Here is a 17,196-nt window from a genome sequence, read left to right as displayed (position 1 = left end):
TTGCGCAGGGCCGCCCGGGTCGGACCACACGGAACTCTCCGCCATGCGCCCCTCGGACATCCGCAAGATCGCGTTCGTCGGCGACTACCTCCCCCGGAAGTGCGGGATCGCCACCTTCACCCACGACATGTGTACCTCGGTGGCCGCCCGGTTCCCGGACGCCGAGTGCTTCGTCGTCCCCGTCAACGACCGCCCCGACGGGTACGACTACCCGCCCGAGGTCCGGTTCGAGATCGACGCCCCCGACCTGGAGGGCTACCGCCGGGCCGCCGACTTCCTGAACTTCGCCAACACCGACGTGGTGTGCCTCCAGCACGAGTACGGCATCTACGGCGGCACCGCCGGGGGCCACATCCTCGGGCTGGTGCGCGACCTCCGCATGCCCGTCGTCACCACCTTCCACACCGTCCTGCGCGAGCCGAACGACGACCAGCTCCGCGTGCTGACCGACCTGGCCGCCCTGTCCGCCCGGGTCGTGGTGATGACCGAACTCGCCCGCAGGTTCCTCCAGGACATCTACTCCGTCCCCGCCGACAAGATCGACGTGATCGCCCACGGCATCCCCGACACGCCGTTCGTGGACCCGAACCCGTACAAGGAGCAGTACGACGTGGCGGGCCGGCTGGTGGGGCTGACGTTCGGGCTCCTGTCGCCGAACAAGGGGATCGAGTACGTCCTCCGGGCCGTGCCCGAGATCCTGAAGCGGTTCCCGTCGTTCGTCTACATCGTCCTCGGGGCGACCCACCCGGACCTCGTCCGCCAGCAGGGCGAGCGGTACCGGCTGAGCCTGGAGCGGCTGGCCCGGACGCTCGGCATCGAGAAGCACGTCATCTTCTACAACCGGTTCGTGGAACTGAAGGAGTTGACCGAGTTCATCCGGGCGGCGGACGTGTACGTCACCCCGTACCTGAACCCGGCGCAGATCACGTCGGGCACGCTGGCGTACTCGTTCGGGTGCGGCAAGGCGATCGTCTCGACCCCGTACTGGCACGCCGAGGAGTTGCTGGCCGACGGCCGCGGCGTGCTCGTGCCGTTCGCCGACGCGGCGGCGCTGGCGCGGGAGATCGGCGGGCTGCTCGGCGACGAGCCGCGGCGGGCGGCGATGTGCGCGGAGGCGTACCGGCTGGGCCGCGACATGATCTGGCCGCGCTCCGCCGACCGGTACATGGAGGCGTTCCAGCGGGCGCGGCTCGGCCGCCAGGACCAGCCGCACAAGCCGCTGGCCGTCCGCACCCTCGCCGAACAGCAGGCCGACCTGCCCGACTGGCGGCTCGACCATCTGCTGCGGATGACCGACGCGACCGGCATGCTCCAGCACGCCACCCACACCATCCCGAACTTCGTCGAGGGGTACTGCACCGACGACAACGCCCGGGCCCTCCTCCTGACGGTCTACCTCGACGAACTGGGCCAGACCGGGCCGGAGCTCGACCGGCTGGCCACGCGGTACGCCGCCTTCCTCCAGGCCGCGTTCAACCCGGAGGCGAAGCGGTTCCGCAACTTCCTGGGGTTCGACCGCCGCTGGCTGGAGGAGGTCGGGTCGGAGGACTCGCACGGCCGCGCGCTGTGGGCTCTAGGCACCTGTGTGGGCCGGTCCCGGCGGCGCGACATCCCCGCGTGGGCGGCGTCGCACTTCGAGCTGGCCCTGCCGGCCGTGCTGGACACCACCTCGCCCCGCGCCTGGGCGTTCGCCCTGCTGGGCATCCGGGAGTACCTCCGCCGGTTCGGCGGCGACCGGCTCATCACCCAGGTCCGCGACACCCTGGTCGCCCGCCTGATCGACATCTACGACCGGACCACCACCCCCGACTGGCCGTGGTACGAGGAGATCCTCAGCTACGACATCGCCCGCCTGCCGCAGGCGCTCATCACCGCCGGCCGTGAGAGCGGGAACGCCCGCGCGCTGGAGGTCGGGCTCCAGTCGCTCCGCTGGCTGGTCACCGTTCAGACGGCCCCGCAGGAGCACTTCCGGGCGGTCGGCAGCAACGGGTTCTACCGCAAGGGCGGGCCGTGCGCCCGGTACGACCAGCAGCCGGTCGAGGCGAACGCGACGGTGTCGGCCTGCCTGGAGGCGTACCGCGCGACCCAGGACGCCGGGTGGGTGAAGGAGGCCCGGTCGGCGTTCGAGTGGTTCCTCGGCCGTAACGACCTCGGCCAGGAGCTGTACGACCCCACTACCGGCGGGTGCTTCGACGGCCTTCAGGAGGACCGGGTGAACCGGAACCAGGGGGCCGAATCGACCCTCGCCTTCCTCCTGTCGCTCGCCGAGATGTGTCTGCTCGAAAGCTCACTGGCGGCGTTCCGCCAGGCACGGTAGTCTGCCGCGGTCCACGGACGGACGGCGGTTCTTCCCCAGCGAGGTCGGCGAAGCCCAAACATGGACGTCAAGCGTACGGGGATCGTCCTCAAGCCGACGAACTCCCGCGTCGTGATCCGGCCGTTCGAGATCCCGAACGAGGCCCGGGTCGAGCGGATCATCGCCCGCGTCGCGTCCCTGTCCGAGGCGGAGGTCGCGGGGCAACTCGAAACCGTGATGCGGGACTTCCGCGCGCGGCACCAGCGCACCCGCGAGTTCTTCCTGGGCCGGTTCGAGCAGGTCCGCAAGCACCTGCTGACCGACCAGCCGGTGAGCGAGGCCCGCCGGCTGCTCATCGGCTCGTACTTCACCTCGGAGTACGCGCTCGAGTCGGCCGCCCTGTTCAACCCGTCGATGGTCTGGCACCCCGACCAGTCCGGCCTCCCGGAAGGGGCGCGGCGGTTCGTCGTGAGCCTCCGGGCGACCGGCGAGGGGCACATCTCGTCGATCACCTTCCGGTCGGGCGTGATCGACGCCGAGAGCCGCATCCGCATCGACGAGCCGACCCGGTACGTCCAGGCGCCGGAGGTGGTGCCGAACGCCCTGTACGAGAAGGCGCTGTTCCAGCGCAAGCTGAGCGAGCTCGGGATCAACGGCCCGCTGACCGAGCAGACCGTCGCCTCGCTCGGCGACCACTTCACCCTCGCCGACCTGGACCGCACGCTGAAGGCCGTGCTGAAGAGCCACCGCACCCGACAGCGCGAGTTCGAGCCGATCGCCCACACCATGCTCGTGCTGGCGAAGGCCAACTACGAAATCCGGTTCGACCCGGCGTTGAACGTGTCGGAGCGGATCATCTTCCCGTCGTCGCCGACCGAGACGAACGGGATCGAGGACGCCCGGTTCGTGCGGTTCACGCACGACGACGGCCGCGTCTGCTACTACGCCACGTACACCGCCTACGACGGCCGGGTGACGCTGCCCCAGATGCTCGAGACGGAAGACTTCCTCCACTTCAAGGTGGGGACGCTGAACGGCCCGGAGGTGAAGAACAAGGGGTTCGCCCTGTTCCCGCGGATGGTGAACGGGCTGTACGCGATGCTGAGCCGGCAGGACAACGAGAACGTCTACCTGATGTACTCGGACCAGCCGCACTTCTGGTACGCAAAGGAGTTGGTCGCGCGGCCGACGTACCCGTGGGAGTACATCCAACTCGGCAACTGCGGGTCGCCGATCGAGACGGCGGCGGGGTGGCTGGTGCTGACCCACGGGGTCGGGCCGATGCGGCGGTACGCGATGGGGGCGTTCCTGCTGGACCGGGACGACCCGTCCCGCCTGATCGGCCGGCTCGCGGCGCCGCTGCTGGAACCGGACGCGAACGAGCGCGAGGGGTACGTGCCGAACGTGGTGTACAGCTGCGGCGGCCTGGTCCACGGCCGCGACCTGGTCATCCCCTACGCCATGTCGGACTACGCCAGCAGCTTCGCCACCGTCCCCCTCGACGACGTGCTGAACGCCATGACGCGGGTGTGAGCAGCGGGCGCGTGTTGCACCTGGCGAGCCGGGAGCGTGAGCGACCGGAGTCCAACGCATCTCGACCCGCGTTAGACTCCGGTCGCTCACGCTCCCGGCTCGCCAGCTCCGGGCTCGCCAGGCACATCAGACTCGGGCGACCAGACGACGAGCGGATCGGGTTGCTTGAAGAGGACGTAGCGGGTGGCGGCGGCGAGGGCTTCGTCGTCCCTCAGCTTCCGCTTCGAACCGTTCGTCGTCCACCAGGTCTCCGACGGCGGGGTGCCGTACCGGCGGTTGAGGGCGCGGGTTCCGTAGGCCTTGAAGTCGGCCAGGATCTTGCGCGGGTCGGGGTCGTCGGGAACCTGGACGACGACGTGGAAGTGGTTGACCATGATTGCGACGGCGTGGAGTACCCACTGGCGGTACGCGGCAGTTTCCTGGAACTGCGCGAGCAGCACTTCCGCGTGCGTGAGGTCGAGGAGGATCGTCGGCCCGGTCATCCGCTCCAGCGCACTCCGGTACAGGCCGGGGATCGCTTCTTCACAGGGCTCGCCGGGCAGGTCGTGCTCGCGGCGGACCCCGGAGGGTGCTTCGTCAGCGCGGAGGTCGCGCACGGACGTGACCGACCCGCGGGCGTCGCCCGGGAGCCGGGTGCCATAAGTGGTGTTGGTGAGGAGCCAGAAGCGCATGGCGAAAGTGTAAATCTGCGCGACCCGCGTGCAACACGAAGATGTGCGATCAAGCTGGCGAGCCGGGGTTGTAACTGGCGAGCCGGGAGCGTGAGCGACCGGAGTGGCACGCATCTCATCAGGCTCCGGTCGCTCACGCTCCCGGCTCGCCAGGTTCAACTGCGCCCCGTCATGGATAAACCCGTCATCGCCGCCACCAATTCCCGCCGCGAGAACGCCGCGACTGCGGTGGCCGCGTCGGCGGCCCCGTAGTACACGAGCAACGCCTCCCCGTTTTCGACCACCCCCGTCGGGAAGACCACGTTCGGCACGAAGCCGGTCACCTCGAACTCTGCCTCGGGCCGCATGAACGGCTCGGCGGTCCGCCGCAGCACCCGCGTCGGGTCGGTCGCGTCGAGCAGGAGCAGGCCGCCAAAATATTCCCCGACGTCCCCAGGCCGTGTCGGGTGGCGGTTTCCGTGGTAGATTGCCAGCCACCCCTCGGGGACGCGGAGCGGCGGCGGGCCCGCCCCGACCCGGCCGGACTGCCACTCGCCGCCCGCGAGCGACAGCGGGACGTGGGCGCCCCAGTGAAGCAGGTCCGGCGAGCGAGCCACCCACATCTCCGGTCGGGTGAACGGCGTGCCGCACACCGGCCGGTGCAGCGCGGCGTAGCCGCCGCCGATCATTTCCGGGAACAGCACCACGTCCTTGTTCTCGGGGCAGAAGGCGATGCCGTGCCGGTCGAAGGTGCGGAAGTCGGACGTGCTCGCCAGCGCCGTCGCCGGGCCGTGCCGTGACACGGCGACGTAGGTGAAGTAGAAGCGGCCGTTCAGCGGGGTGATCCGCGGGTCCTCCACCCCAAACTCCTCCGCCTCCCCCTGCGGGCGGAAGGTGACGCCCGTGACCTCCCGCACTCCCGTCCCGTCCCCGCAGTGGACGACGCGCAGGTGTGACGTGAAGGTGAGCCGCACCAGCCCGTCGGCCTTGCGGCGGACCACGCGCGGGTCCACGACGATCAACTCGTCATCGGGAACCCAGTCGATTGTCAGCCCGGCCGCGACATCCCAGCGGGGGAGGCCGGTGAAGCCCGGCCGCCGTTCCCGCGGCCGCTCGGCCACGCGCACCAGCAGCACGACTTCATCGTCCACCCGGACGGCGCCGGGGTTGAAGGCGCCGACGACCTCGAAGTCGGCGCTCGACGCGGGCACGTCTTCGGGCCGGAGCAACAGCCGCGTCAAGAGCCGCTGCACGGTTCGCGTCACTTGCGGTTGTACTCGGCGTAGAATTCCCGGGCGCGGGCGAGTAGCGCGTTCTCGGACGTGTGGTGGGCGTCCACGACGACCGAGCCGATGACATTGCCGGCGACGTCGGCGTGGTGGTCCTTCAGGTCGGCGAGCAACTGGTCCATCGCGCTGCTCCGCCCGGTCCCGCTGCCGAACAGCAGGATCTGATCGGCCCCCTGTAACGCCTTGGCGACGGCCTCGTGGTAGCTCCGCCGCTCGGCCGGCCGCTTGCCGTCGGTCCACTCGTTGGCGGAGTGCAGGTGCCGGCCGTGCCCGTGCGGGTCGTAGGGGGCGATGCGCTCGGGGACGGCCCCCCGAACCTCCGTGCGGTAGACCCGGGCTTCCTGGTGGTCGATGACCACCAGCAGGTGCGGACCCGTCTCGGTCTCGTGCCGTGTCGCCATGATTCGATCCTCCACTCGCTTTCGCCGTTCAAGGACGGTCTGCAAGCCACCGACCGCGGGGCCGCGGACGGGGAATCTCGAATTCCGAGCGTCGGCTGCGACGCCCGCAGCCGGACCCTTTTCGGAAGTCGTACTCGATGACCGGCGTGGCTCGGTGATTACGGAGCCACACGCAAAACGTGCGCCAGAGCGTCGGCCTCACACGCCCTCGCCAGCGACTCGCGACCGTTCACCTCGGTCACGACCCGCCGGTGATCCCGGTCGCGAATCCAGCTCACCTGATCCTGCATCATCGCGCGGAGCAGTCGGCCGTAGAGCGGCGACTTCGCCGTGCCGTCGCCGCACGACAGGTCGATGACCTGGTAGGCGTCGATCGGCTTCCCCCGGCCGCGGCAGGCGCGGTCGGTGCCGCCGTAGGACGCGGCCACGTCGAGCCGGGCACCCGGGAACAGGTCGCACAGTTCCCGCGTCTGCCGCTCGTCCACCAGGGCGTGAACCCGCGTCCGGGTCGGCACCCAGTCGAAGAGCGTCACGTCGCCGCGCTCGAACACGAGCCGGAGTTCCTGGCGGTCCATCCGCCCGGCCTGGTGGAAGCCGTGGTAAAAGTTGACGAGGGCCGCGTCGCCGTACCGGACCGTGGCGTGGACGTGCTCCTCGATCGTGGTTCCCGGCCGCACACCCACCTGTGCCGCTTCGACACACCCCGGCCCGAACCATCCGGCGAACAGGTCGAAGAAGTGCACCCCGTGCTCGACGAAGATGCCGCCGCTCTTCGCACGATCCCAGAACCAGTGGGCATGCGGCAAGTTCTCGTCCGAGGCGTAGTTCTCGAACGACCCGTGCAGGAACTCGCCCAGCACACGGGTCTCGACCAGACGGTGGACGGCGCCGAACAGCGGGTTGTAGCGCTGCATGAGGTTGGCGACGAGCAACCGGTCCCGGCGGCGGGCCTCGGCGACCAGCTCGTCGGCCTGCGCAACGGTCAGCGCTAACGGCTTCTCGACGATGACGTGCTTCCCGGCCGCCAGCGCGGCCATCGCCTGGTCGAAGTGAAGGAACGGCGGCGTGGCGATGTACACCACGTCCACGTCGGGGCGCCGGAGGAGGTCGCCGGAGTCGTCGACGTTCTCGACCCCGAACCGGGCGGCGGCGGCTAGGGACGCGGGGCGGTGGGTGCCGGCCATCCCGACGAGGACGACGCCGGGCACCTGGGTGAAGTGCTGGAGCGCGAAGAGCCCGAACCCGCCACAACCGACCACCCCCAACCGAACGGGGCCGTCGTGCATGTCTTCCGATCGTGTGTGGGGGGCCGGATGAACCGCCGGCGTGACCTGTCTCGACCCGCGGGCGTCGAGCCACTTGGTTCCGGCAGACTCGCCGCGGTCAGCGCATCTTGGAGCCGCGCGGGACCGGGTCGCCCGAGGTGCCACGGGCCAGCCGCTCGGCCACCCCTTCGCTCGAGATCCCCTGCTGGACCAGCGACTGGGAGCCCGGGCGGGAGCGCTCCAACTCCTCCCACTCGGTCTGCTCGCAGACCGAGTTCGGGCCGGTGACGACGCCCTTGTTGATCGTTTGGTAGATGACCCACGATTCGTTCGCTACGCGCTTCCGCATTCGATCCCCCTGACCCCCGGTGGTTCCGGAGGGCAAAACATCATTATCCGGCGGCGGGAGGGGGAAAGATACAGCGGCGCCAAGAATCACTCCGATTTCCTCGACCGCTCACATGGGGCGAAGTGTCTGCGCGCCACGCAATAACGGCGGTGATGGAACCGCCACCGTATACTGGTCGTCCCGCCGCGACCCCGCGCCCGTCTCGTAACTCGGTGGCGGCGTGCACGTCTCAACTGCGTCCTGGGGAGGAGCAATGCCGCAGGTCCACGTCGGCGATTCGGTCGTGCTGATCGCCGGCGGCCCGGACATGCAGGTGACGGCCGTGGAACGCGGTTCGGTCACGTGCGCGTGGTCCTACCGGGACGCCGAGGCCGGCTGGCTGGTCGTCGCGCGGCGGGAGGAAGTGTTCCCGGAATCGGCCGTGCGAAAAGTGGTGCCGAGCCAGTAAGACCCCACATCGCCGTCGTTCGCACCCCCGACGAGCGGCCGGCCTACCACCGGCCCGTCCAGCTCGGCCGCACGAACTCCTTCCCGCCAACCCGGTCCGCCGAACCGACGGGGTGAGGCGGGAGCGGCATCCAGTGGGTGACGACCGGACGGAACAGCCGCGACCCGTCGTACTCCTCCCACCGGGGAGGCCGCGGGTGGCGACCGAACTGAGGTGGGTCGACCCACCGGGCCGCGAGCACCCGGCCGTCCGCGCTCGCGACAAGCACCACCACGCCGACCGCCCGGTCGGCCGGGTTGGCGGGTAGTTCGGGCAACCGGTCTTCCACGCTGATCCAGTTCACACCGCCTCCGGGTGAGGAGAACCCGTCGCACGAGCCGCTGCAACGGTCGAGCCGGACCGGACGCCGGCGCTCGACCCGTGGCCTACGCCGGCGTCCCCCAGGCCGCCGCCATGACCGCCGCCGGAGGTTGGCGGACGCCCCACACCAGACCGAAGCGACGGAGCACGCGGATCGCCAGGTAGGCCATGTCGAACTCGTACCACGCGAACCCGTGCCGGGCCGACGTGGGGCACTTGTGGTGGTTGTTGTGCCACCCGTCCCCCATCGCCAGCACCCCGAGTACGGCGTTGTTCCGGCTCCCCTCCCCGGTGGCGAACCGTTGCGGCCCCCACCGGTGCCCGACCGAGTTGACCGCGAACGTCACCTGGAAGATCAGGACTGTGCTCAGGCCGTACCCCCAGAGAAGGCCGGCCCACCCGTCCACGAGGTAGCACGCGCAGGCGGCGAGCACCCCGGGGATCATCCACAGTCGGTCCAGCCACACCAACTCGGGGTAGCGGGTCAAATCCCGGACCGTGGCGTGGTCGGGCCGCATCAGGTCGCGTGTGAACAGCCACCCGCAGTGCCCGTACCAGAACCCGTCGACGACCGGCGAGTGGACGTCGTCGGGGGTGTCCGAGTGCGTGTGGTGCTGGCGGTGGTGAACGACCCACCACAGCGGCCCCTTCTGGAGGGCCGTACACCCGGCGGCCGCGAGGAGGAACTGGAACCACCGGGACGTCTTGTACGCGTGGTGGGCTAACCCGCGGTGGTACCCGACCGTGATCCCCAGCCCGCTCACCCGGGTCATCACGACCACGAGGACGAGCGCGGTGAGGGTCACCGGGACGAACGCCAGCCCGATCAGGGAGAGGTGAACGAGGATGAGGGGAGCCAGTGACAGCCCGACGCGGGTCACCCGGTACCACGCCGGTGGTACGCGGACGGCGGCCGCCGGGGCGGCCGGTAGGGTATGCATTATGGGGCGCGCTTTGTGATGGGGCGACACGGCGATACCGGAGGGATTCTACGGCACGATCTCGGACACGCCGCCGGGTGTCGAGAAATCTTCCGTTCGGGTCCCGGAAGCGGATGCTCCTTTCCCGGAGTCCATCGCACACGACCGTCGCCCGGCCCGCTTCCAGGTCCAGCGCGCACGGATCGTCCTGGCCGTTGCCGCCGGGGAGCGGGTCGGCAACATCGCCCGCCACCTGGCGTGCGACCGGACGACCACCTGGCGCGTCTGCCGTCGCTACCGAGACGGCGGGGTGAGGAGGATCCTGGCCGACGACCCGCGCCCGGGACGTCCCCAGGTGATTCCCGCCCCTCCGGCGAGCTTGGGTCGTCGAGTCGGCGTGTCTGGCGCCGGTCGCCAAGGAGTTGCCCGTCACCCACTGGTCCAGCGCCGCCCCGGCCCGGCACCCGGCGATCAGCGGGACGAGGAGGAATCGGAGGGGGGTGTCGCAACTTCGAGGGGCGGGGTGGTATGCGACGCGGCCCACGCCGGCGTCGACGATAAAGTGACTTCGTCACCAGAGGAGCCGCCATGAAGTACGTCCCTGTCGCCGCCATGATGTGCGGCCTCGCCGCGCCCGTCGCCCTCGGTCAGTGGCGGGCGCAGGCCGTGGACACGAAGGCGGACTTCCGCGGGCTGTGGGTCGTCGGCCCGGACGTGGCGTGGGTGAGCGGGACCGCCGGCACCTTCGCCCGCACGACCGACGGGGGAAAGACCTGGGCCGTCGGGACCGTGCGCGGCGCTGCCGCGCTCGACTTCCGCGCCGTCCGGGCCTTCGGTGCGGACACGGCGTACCTCCTCAGCGCCGGCCCCGGCGACGCCTCGCGCGTGTACAAGACGACCGACGGCGGGAAGTCGTGGGCGATGCAGTTCAAGGCGGCGAACCCGGCCGCGTTCTTCGACGCCATCGCGTTCTGGGACGAGAAAGCGGGTCTGGCGCTCGGCGACCCAATCGACGGCCGCTTCCAGCTGATCGCCACCAGCGACGGCGGCGCGACGTGGGCGCCGCTTGCGCCGCGGGTGTTGCCGCCGGCGCTGCCCGGCGAGGCGGCGTTCGCAGCCAGCAACACGTGCCTCGTGGCCCGCGGCGAGTCCGACGCCTGGTTCGTCACCGGCGGGGGGAAGACGGCGCGCGTCTTCCACAGCCGGGACCGCGGGCGGACGTGGGACGTGAGCGACACCCCGGTCGCCGCCGGCGTCGAGTCCGCGGGCGCGTTCTCGATCGCGTTCCGGGACAAGGACCACGGCCTGATCGTCGGCGGCGACTACCGCAAGCCGGGCGAGACCGGCGCGACCGTGGCGGCCACGAGCGACGGCGGCCGGACGTGGACCCGGCTCGACAAGCGGCTGCCGTTCTGCTCGGCCGTGGCCTGGGCCGGCGAACGGTGGGTGGCGGTGGGCACGTCCGGCGCCCACGCCTCCCGCGACGGCGACGCCTGGGAGCGGCTCGACCGCGAGAACTACAACAGCGTCGGCTTCGGCCCGGCCGGCGGGGGCTGGGCCGCCGGCCCGAAGGGCCGCGTCGCGGCGGTCGGCCGGTAGCCCCATTCCCATGCAGGCCGCGGGTTTCGACCAGGCGACGGCATCCGGCGGATCGTGACGTACACTCCTGCCGGGTGGCCAGGGGATGGCCGTCGCACCGGGTCCGTCGGAACGCCACATGCCCGCCGAGAGCACGGTCAAGATCGAGGTGCCGGTCCGCCCGCACCCCGTCCCCCCGCCCGAGACGCCGCCGCCGGCCCTCCCGACGTGGGTGATGAACCCTTCTGTCGGCCCGGTCGACGACGCGGCGGGGGCGCGGCTCTGGATCCCGGGGTACGAAGTCGGGCGCGAGATCGCCCGCGGCGGGATGGGGCTGGTCCTCGCGGCCCGCGACCCGAAGCTCGGGCGCGACGTGGCCGTCAAGGTGCTGCTCCCCGGCGACTGCTCCGGCGAAGCGGCCCGGCGGTTCGTCCAGGAGTCGCGGATCACCGCGCGCCTGCCGCACCCGGCAATCCCGCCCGTTTACGAGCTCGGCACGCTCCCCGACGGCGGCCCGTTCCTGGCGATGAAGTTCGTCCGCGGCCGCACCCTCGCCGCCGAGCTGAAGGGCGCCGACCGCCCCGCCGACCTGCCGCGGCTCGTGCGGGTCTTCGAGCAGGTCGCGCAGGCGGTCGGGTTCGCCCACTCGCAGGGGGTGGTCCACCGCGACCTGAAGCCGGCGAACGTCATGGTCGGGGCGTTCGGCGAGGTCCAGCTCATGGACTGGGGGCTCGCCAAGGAGGTGGGGGGCGCGGACGACGAGCCGCGGCCGGGCGCCGGGCGCGACCGGCACCGCGACGACCCCGTTGAGACGGAGGTGGGGGTGGCGCTGGGAACGCCGGCGTACATGGCCCCGGAGCAGGCCCGCGGGGAGCCCGCCACCCCGTCGATCGACGTGTTCGCGCTCGGCGGCATCCTCTGCGACGTCCTCACCGGGCACCCGCCGTTCGCGGGCGGCACCGCGGAGGACACGGTCGTGCGGGCGGCGCGGGGCGACGTCGAGCCCGCCTTCGCCCGCCTCGACGCCTGCGGCGCGGACGCGGACCTCGTCGCGCTTTGCAAACACTTGTTGAGCCCCCGCGCGGCCGACCGCCCGGCCGACGGGGAGGCCGTCGCGGACGCCGTCGCCGCCTACCGGGCGGGGGTCGAGCGGCGGCTGCGCGAGGCCGAGGCCGAGCGCGCCGCCGCCGGCGCTCGCGCGGCCGAGCAGCGGAAGAAGCGGCGCGTGCAGGCGGCGCTGGCGGTTGCGGTCGTGGCCTTCGCCGCCGTCGTCGGCCTCGGGGCGTGGTGGCAGGACCGGCAGGCCGCGGACCGGCGGCGACAGGACGAGCTCCGGCAGCTGGCCGAGCGCGAGCGCCTGGCCCGCGACGCCGCGGCGGTCGAGGACGTCCTCGCGCGGTGCGAGGACCGGTTACGACAGGGCGACGCCGACCGCGCGGAGGAACTTCTCGCCCAGGCCGGGGAGCGGGTCGCCCAGGGGGCGGGCGACGCCAACGGCAACATCACCCGCCTCCGCGCCGAACTCGCCCTCCTCCGGGAGCTCGACGCCGGCCACGATCTGGAGTGGGCGGTCGTCGCGGGGAAGCCCGCCGACGCGGACCGGCTGGTCGCCGCCTGGTCCGGCGTGTTCCGCCGGGTCGGGTTCGCCGCCGGGTCGCCCCCGTCGGACGAGACGGTGGCCCGGGTGCGCGGCGCCACGACGCGCGAGCAACTCCTGCGGGCGCTGGAGAGCTGGTTCTGGACGCGGCCGTCGGCCGGGGTGGCGGCGCTGCTACTGGCCGCCGACCCGGACGCGTACCGGAACGCCGTCCGCGCGGCCCGGCGGGAGGGGAACGCGGCGCGGCTCGTCGAACTGGCGGGCGCCCCGGAGGCCCTGGGCCAGCCGGCCCGGTTCGCCCTCCTGCTCGCGCGCGATCCCGCCGTACCCGTGGCCCGTCGAGACCAGATCCTCGACGCCGTGTACCGGAGCCAGCCGAACAACTTCCACGTCCTCATGGACCTGGCCGCCTCTCGGCCCGGCGGGCGGGCGGATCGTACGGCCGACCGGGCGGGCTGGTACCGGGCCGCGCTGGCCGTTCGCCCCCGCAGCGTCTCCGCGTGGAACAACCTCGGCAACGTCCTGCACGACCTGGGCAAGTTCCCGGCGGCGATCACCGCCTACCAGCAGGCCATCCGCATCGACCCGAAGTTCGCCATCGCGTTCTGCAACCTCGGGACCACCCTGCGCGACGCGAAGGACGCGCCCGGGGCGCTCGCGGCGCTACAGGCGGCCGTCCGGCTCGACCCCGGCTACGCGCACGGCCACAACAACCTCGGCAACGCCCTCCAGGACGCGGGCGACCTGGCCGGCGCCGTCGCGGCGTTCCGCGAGGCCATCCGGCTCACGCCCGACTACGTCGAGGCGTACACGAACCTGGCGAGCGCCCTCTGCGAGTCGGGCGACCCGCGGGCGGGGGTCGTGGCGGCCGCGGCGGCCGTCCGGCTCGACCCGACGGATGCCATCGCCCACTCGCACCTGGGTAACGCCCGCCGCGCCGCCGGCGACCTACCCGGCGCGACCGACGCCTACAACGTCGCCATCCGGCTCGACCCGCGGTACGCGCCCGTTCGATCCAACCTGGGGCACGTGCTCCGCGACCGGGGGGACGTACCGGGGGCCGTCGCCGCGTACCGCGAGGCCGTTCGCATCGACCCCGGCTTCGCCGCGGCGCACTCCTACCTCGGGAACGCGCTCCGGGAGGCCGGCGACACGCCCGCCGCGACCGCCGCGTGCCGCGAGGCGATCCGCCTCGACCCCGCCCAGGCGCACGCTCACCACCACCTGGGGCTGGCGCTGAAGGCCGCGGGGGACCAGCCGGGGGCCGTTGCCGCGTACCGAGACGCGATCCGAACCGACCCCAACTACGCCCGCGCGCACAACAGCCTGGGCCTGGCGCTGCGGGCCTCGGGTGATTTGGAAGGGGCCGTCACGGCATACCGGGATGCGGTCCGAACCGACCCGAAGTACGTCCCGGCTTACAACAACCTCGGTATCGCACTGAAGGCCGCGGGTGACCTGCCGGGGGCGCTCGGCGCCTACAAGGCGGCCGTCCGCCTCGAGCCGGGGAACGTGCTCGCCAACTACAACCTGGGCCTCGCGCTGGCGGCGACGGGGGACGGGCCGGGGGCGGTCGCGGCCTTCCGACAGGCCGTTCGCACCAACCCCGACCTCCTCCCCGCCCACGCCTGCCTTGCGGAGTTGCTACGGGCGTCCGGGGACGTGCGCGGGGCCGTCGCGGCGTACCGGGAGGTGATCCGCTTGAACCCCCGACACGCCCCCGCCCACGCCGCTCTCGGGCTCGCGCTGGCGGAGTCGGGCGACGCCGCGGCCGGGCGGGCGGCGTTCGCGGAAGCGGCTCGCCTCGACCCCGACCAGTTCGGGCCGCCCTACCGACAGCGCTTCCTACTACCGGTTGCCCCTCCTCCGCGGGAGCTGACGCCGCGCAGCCCGGCTCGAGACGCTCACTCGCTACCTTGTGGCGGTTGGCGAAGCCGCGAGCGTCGGGAATGCGAAGGAGATCCCGGCAGCCACCTCCGAGCCGATCCCGAGCGTGCGTCGCCAGGTTGCGTCCTCGGTCGGGCCGGGTATGCTGGCCGCATGTCCGACGTGACCCGCCTGCTCGATGCCGCGGCGGCCGGCGACCGCGCGGCCGCCGCGGACCTGCTGCCGCTCGTGTACGACGAGTTGCGGAAGCTCGCGGCCGCCCGCATGGCCGCCGAGCCGCCGGACCACACCCTCCCGCCGACCGCACTCGTCCACGAGGCGTACCTGCGGCTCGTCGGCCCGGCCGACGCCGCCCGGTGGGACGACCGCGGGCACTTCTTCGCCGCCGCCGCCGAGGCCATGCGCCGGGTGCTGGTCAACCACGCCAGCGACAACAACCGCCAGAAGCGCGGCGGCGGCGGCCGGGTCCGCCTCGAACTGCTCGACCAGGCCGGCTCGCTGGCCGAGGATCCGGGCCTCGTCCTGTCACTCGACGAGCTGCTCACCCGGCTCGGGGGGGAGGATGCGACCGCCGCCCAGGTCGTCACCGGGGGCGTGAGGCACACCACCAGCCACGGGGATGAGTTGAAGGTCTGGGACGCCAAGTCGGGCCAGGCCCTCGTCACCGTCAAGGTCAACTCCTCGGTGCTGGGCGTGGCGTTCAGCCCGGACGGCACCCGGATCGCCACGGCCCACAACAACAAGACCGCGGCGGTCCGGGACGCGGCGACCGGGGCGGCCCTCGTCGAGTTGAAAGGTCACACGGGCGGCGTGACCAGCGTCGCGTTCAGCCCGGACGGCAGGCGCGTCGTCACCGGCAGCATGGACCACACGGTTCGGGTGTGGGACGCGCGGACCGGGACGACGCTCGCCGAACTCAAGTCCCACACCGGCGCCGTGACGAGCGTCGCGTTCCGCGCGGACGGCCGTCAGCTTCTCACCTCCGCCCGCAGGACCGACGGCAAGCCGAGCGAGGTCATGGTGTGGGACGCGCCGACGCGGGCGCCGGGGGTCGAACTGGCGGGGGGCTCGTCCATCATCATGACCGCGGCGTTCAGCCCGGACGGCACGCGAGTGGCGACCGCCAGTCAGGACGGGACGGTCCGGTTGTCAGACGCCCGAACCGGAAGCACCCTCCACGAACTGCAAGGGGGCAAGCGGGAGAGGGGCGAGATCTCCCTGGCGTTCAGTGCGGACGGCGCCCGGATCGCCAGCGGCGGGAACCAGCCGACGGTGAAGGTGTGGGACGCCCGGACCGGGGCGGAACTCGTCGAATTCCAGACCGGCCCGCACCAGCGCTGTGCCTTCTCCACCGACGGAACGCGGATCGTCACCGAGGGGTTCGACCAGGCCTCGAAGGTGTGGGACGCGCGCTCGGGTCAAGAACTGAAGGGAGAAGCGGTTCCCAGAACGGTCCTCTGCGAGCGGACCAGCCCCGACGGGCGCTACTTCGTCCGCCACCTCCAAGGCCGCGCCGAAGTGCTCCCGCTGCAGCCGGACCCGGAGGACGCCGCCGAACGCCGACTGCAATCGCAACCGAACCTGGCGCGGTATCGGGCCGGCTACCTGGCGGCGCGGCTGGCCAGGGACGAGTTCGCGGCCGCGTTCTACCTCAAACTCGTCCCGCCGGGCGAGCACAAGGCCGTGCTCGACCAGGCGGACGCGGACGGATTCGCGGCTCTGGAAACCCTGGCCCAGGAGCACTTGCAGACCGGGAAGCGGGACGAGGCGATTCCGGTCCTCGTCGAGCTCCTCGCCGTCAGCAGGACCAGGCACGGGCCCGAGGACCCCGCCACGGTCCAGGTCATGGACGAACTCGGCCGATTCTACCACCAGACGGGCCAGGCCGGGAAAGCCATCCTCCTACTGGAAGACGTGGTGAAGATTCGGAAGGCGAACCAGGACCCGGAGGCGCCGCACGCGATGGGGATGCTGGGGCTGGCCTACAAGGACACGGGCCGCCACAAGGAGGCGATCGCGGTGCTCGAGGAGGGGGCCGCGACGGACGAAGGGGTGAGGCAGCAACTGCTCGACGTCTACGCGGTGGCGGGGGAGCACGCCAAAGTCGTCACCACGTGCCGCGAGCAACTGGAAATCCTCCGGACGGCGAAGGACGAGGACGAAGTCGCCGACAGCAAGGCCGACCTGCTCGCCCTACTCGGCCGCGCCTACCTCGCGCAGAAGAAATGGTCCGACGCGGAAGCGCCGCTCCGGGAGTGCGGGACCATTCGGGAGAAGAACTGGCCCAACCAGTGGCCGACCTTCGAGACCCAGTCGCTGCTCGGGGAGGCTCTGCTGCGTCAGAAGAAGTACGCCGAGGCCGAGCCGCTGCTGGTGAAGGGCTACGCGGGCCTGAAGCAGCGGGAGTACTTCCTGGACCCGCGGGAGGAATCCCGAATCCCCGAGGCCCTCGACCGTCTGATCGACTTCTACACCGCGACGGACAAGCCGGACGACGCGGCGCGGTGGCGGGCCGAGCGGGCGAAGTATCCGCCTCCGGCCGCCCCGCCGCCGCGGGAGAAAATGTGACGGAAGCCCTGTGGTGGGGACTCGGCCGACGGCCATCGGCGGAGGGAGTCGGCCG

At 71.8% G+C, this 17,196-nt stretch carries 13 protein-coding genes; 6 read left to right on the top strand and 7 right to left on the bottom strand.

Features of this window, described 5'->3' with window-relative positions:
• The first annotated feature begins 43 nt into the window (after positions 1-43).
• Together ETAA1_RS28100 and ETAA1_RS28095 are read left to right on the top strand one after the other, a co-directional pair.
• Complete coding sequence (locus ETAA1_RS28100) at positions 44-2,317, top strand: glycosyltransferase (protein ID WP_145243939.1); 2,274 nt, start codon at positions 44-46, stop codon at positions 2,315-2,317.
• Between the two features lie 60 nt (positions 2,318-2,377).
• Positions 2,378-3,829, top strand: a complete 1,452-nt coding sequence (locus ETAA1_RS28095; RefSeq protein WP_145243938.1) for a glycoside hydrolase family 130 protein — start codon at positions 2,378-2,380, stop codon at positions 3,827-3,829.
• An 86-nt stretch (positions 3,830-3,915) separates the two neighbouring features.
• On the opposite strand, the gene ETAA1_RS28090 is transcribed toward ETAA1_RS28095, so the two are convergent.
• From ETAA1_RS28090 to ETAA1_RS28070, 5 genes are all read right to left on the bottom strand, one after another.
• Positions 3,916-4,500 carry a transposase gene (locus tag ETAA1_RS28090; RefSeq protein ID WP_145243937.1) on the bottom strand — a complete coding sequence of 195 codons (585 nt, stop codon included), beginning with the start codon at positions 4,498-4,500 and terminating at the stop codon, positions 3,916-3,918.
• 155 nt (positions 4,501-4,655) lie between these two features.
• Positions 4,656-5,744: a glycoside hydrolase family 130 protein gene (locus ETAA1_RS28085; RefSeq protein WP_145243936.1), complete on the bottom strand. Its 1,089-nt coding sequence runs from the start codon at positions 5,742-5,744 to the stop codon at positions 4,656-4,658.
• Complete coding sequence (locus tag ETAA1_RS28080; RefSeq protein WP_145243935.1) at positions 5,741-6,169, bottom strand: hypothetical protein; 429 nt, start codon at positions 6,167-6,169, stop codon at positions 5,741-5,743. Before ETAA1_RS28080 ends, ETAA1_RS28085 begins: the two co-directional genes overlap by 4 nt.
• A gap of 158 nt (positions 6,170-6,327) precedes the next feature.
• Positions 6,328-7,455, bottom strand: a complete 1,128-nt coding sequence (locus tag ETAA1_RS28075; protein ID WP_145243934.1) for a Gfo/Idh/MocA family protein — start codon at positions 7,453-7,455, stop codon at positions 6,328-6,330.
• A 97-nt stretch (positions 7,456-7,552) separates the two neighbouring features.
• Positions 7,553-7,783 carry a hypothetical protein gene (locus tag ETAA1_RS28070; RefSeq protein ID WP_145243933.1) on the bottom strand — a complete coding sequence of 77 codons (231 nt, stop codon included), beginning with the start codon at positions 7,781-7,783 and terminating at the stop codon, positions 7,553-7,555.
• 253 nt (positions 7,784-8,036) lie between these two features.
• On the opposite strand from ETAA1_RS28070, the gene ETAA1_RS28065 reads away from it, so the two are divergent.
• Positions 8,037-8,231 carry a hypothetical protein gene (locus ETAA1_RS28065; RefSeq protein ID WP_145243932.1) on the top strand — a complete coding sequence of 65 codons (195 nt, stop codon included), beginning with the start codon at positions 8,037-8,039 and terminating at the stop codon, positions 8,229-8,231.
• A 43-nt stretch (positions 8,232-8,274) separates the two neighbouring features.
• Here the strand turns inward: ETAA1_RS28065 and ETAA1_RS28060 are convergent, their stop codons facing one another.
• Both ETAA1_RS28060 and ETAA1_RS28055 read right to left on the bottom strand, forming a co-directional pair.
• Positions 8,275-8,574 carry a DUF551 domain-containing protein gene (locus ETAA1_RS28060; protein ID WP_145243931.1) on the bottom strand — a complete coding sequence of 100 codons (300 nt, stop codon included), beginning with the start codon at positions 8,572-8,574 and terminating at the stop codon, positions 8,275-8,277.
• Positions 8,575-8,656: 82 nt separating this feature from the next.
• Complete coding sequence (locus tag ETAA1_RS28055; RefSeq protein ID WP_145243930.1) at positions 8,657-9,532, bottom strand: acyl-CoA desaturase; 876 nt, start codon at positions 9,530-9,532, stop codon at positions 8,657-8,659.
• A gap of 34 nt (positions 9,533-9,566) precedes the next feature.
• Here ETAA1_RS28055 and ETAA1_RS33965 point away from each other — a divergent pair, with 34 nt between their 5' ends.
• The 3 genes from ETAA1_RS33965 (at position 9,567) to ETAA1_RS28040 (ending at position 17,141) form a co-directional block, all read left to right on the top strand.
• Positions 9,567-10,103, top strand: coding sequence for a helix-turn-helix domain-containing protein (locus ETAA1_RS33965; RefSeq protein ID WP_145244791.1), 537 nt, complete (start codon positions 9,567-9,569; stop codon positions 10,101-10,103).
• Positions 10,100-11,110: a WD40/YVTN/BNR-like repeat-containing protein gene (locus tag ETAA1_RS28045; protein ID WP_145243929.1), complete on the top strand. Its 1,011-nt coding sequence runs from the start codon at positions 10,100-10,102 to the stop codon at positions 11,108-11,110. Before ETAA1_RS33965 ends, ETAA1_RS28045 begins: the two co-directional genes overlap by 4 nt.
• Before the next feature lie 118 nt (positions 11,111-11,228).
• Positions 11,229-17,141 carry a tetratricopeptide repeat protein gene (locus tag ETAA1_RS28040; protein ID WP_202920469.1) on the top strand — a complete coding sequence of 1,971 codons (5,913 nt, stop codon included), beginning with the start codon at positions 11,229-11,231 and terminating at the stop codon, positions 17,139-17,141.
• Positions 17,142-17,196: the final 55 nt, after the last annotated feature.

Source organism: Urbifossiella limnaea (assembly GCF_007747215.1).
Taxonomy (GTDB): Bacteria; Planctomycetota; Planctomycetia; order Gemmatales; family Gemmataceae; genus Urbifossiella; species Urbifossiella limnaea.
The sequence above is the reverse complement of the archived record's forward strand: the minus strand, read 5'-3'. Positions and strand labels throughout refer to the sequence as shown.